At 72.2% G+C, this 1,227-nt stretch carries 2 protein-coding genes; one reads left to right on the top strand and one right to left on the bottom strand.

Annotated features, from left to right (window positions below; all coding sequences use genetic code 11):
• Positions 1-768: enoyl-CoA hydratase/isomerase family protein (locus tag LDO41_RS34145; RefSeq protein ID WP_223995891.1), on the top strand; the 768-nt coding region annotated here is incomplete at its 5' end.
• 27 nt (positions 769-795) lie between these two features.
• On the opposite strand, the gene LDO41_RS34140 is transcribed toward LDO41_RS34145, so the two are convergent.
• Positions 796-1,227, bottom strand: a 432-nt coding sequence (locus tag LDO41_RS34140) for an IclR family transcriptional regulator (RefSeq protein ID WP_290370942.1), incomplete at its 5' end; no start/stop codon positions are given.

The raw sequence follows: 1,227 nt of genomic DNA, 5'->3' as shown, positions 1-1,227 counted from the left end.
CTCATCGATCAGCGCGGCGACGGCACCGCGATCGTCACCATCGACCGCCCGCAGCGGCGCAATGCCTGCGACTTCGACGCCTGGACCGACCTGAAGGCCGCCTTCGAGCGCTTCGCGCAGGACCGCTCGGTCCGGCTCGTGGTGCTCACCGGCAGCGGCGGCCACTTCTGCGCCGGCGACGACATCGTCGCCTTCGCGGCGGCCAAGGCCGATCCCGCGCACGCCGAGGTCTACCGCCAGCGCATCCAGGAGGCCTATGCCGCGGTACAGAGCGCCCCGCTGCCGGTGATCGCGGCCATCAGCGGCGTCTGTGCCGGCGGCGGCTGCAGCCTGGCCATGTGCTGCGACTTCCGCGTGGCCGACGCGACGGCGCGCGTCGGCGTGCCGGTCGCGAAGCTGGGCCTGGTCTATCCGACCATCCAGCTGCAGCGCCTGGCCTGGCTGATCGGCGCTTCCAACGCGCGGCGCTGGCTCTACAGCGGCCAGATGTTCGGCATCGACGAGATCGGCCGCACCGGCTTCGCCGACGCGGTGGCCGAGGGCGATGTCGTCGAGGCGGCCTTGCGCTTCGGCGCACCGATGACCGCCGCCGCGCCCTTGTCGATCGCCGGTTCGAAGGCGCAGTTGAATGCGGTGCTCGCCGGCCAGGTCGCGCAACGGCGGGCCGAGCTCGACGCCATGGTGGCGCGGGCCGACGACAGCGAGGACTTCCGCGAAGCACGCGCGGCCTTCGCAGAGAAGCGCACGCCGCATTTCAAGGGCCGCTGAATCGCAGGCCCCGCCCGGGCCTCGCTGCTAGGCGACGTGCCGCCGAGGCGCCGACACGGCGAAGGCCGTGCTGCGCACCAGGTCGGCGAAGCGCTGCTCGTCGCGCGCCGGTTCCCAGCGTGCACGCGACACCGCGACGTTGATCGCGCCGATGCCGCGCCCGCGCGCATCGGTGATCGGCGCGGCCGTGGAGATGTCGGAGAGAAAGTACTCGTCCTCGGTGCGCACGAAGCCGCGCGCGTGCGCGACGGCCACGCGCTCCTTGATCTTGCGGCGGTCGACGATGGTCCTGGGCGTGTGCCTGACCAGCGTGCTGGCGTCGAGCAGCGCATCGACTTCGGCCTCGGGCAGCGTCGACAGCAGCGCCAGCCCCGGCGCGGTGCAGTAGGCCGGCAGGCGGGTACCGACGATCACGTTGGGATGCAGCACGTTGCGGCTCACGATGCGCTGCACGAAGAC

It is taken from the genome of Cupriavidus pampae (assembly GCF_914271485.1).
Lineage (GTDB): Bacteria > Pseudomonadota > Gammaproteobacteria > Burkholderiales > Burkholderiaceae > Cupriavidus > Cupriavidus pampae.
This window is presented reverse-complemented; position numbering and strand designations above follow the sequence as displayed.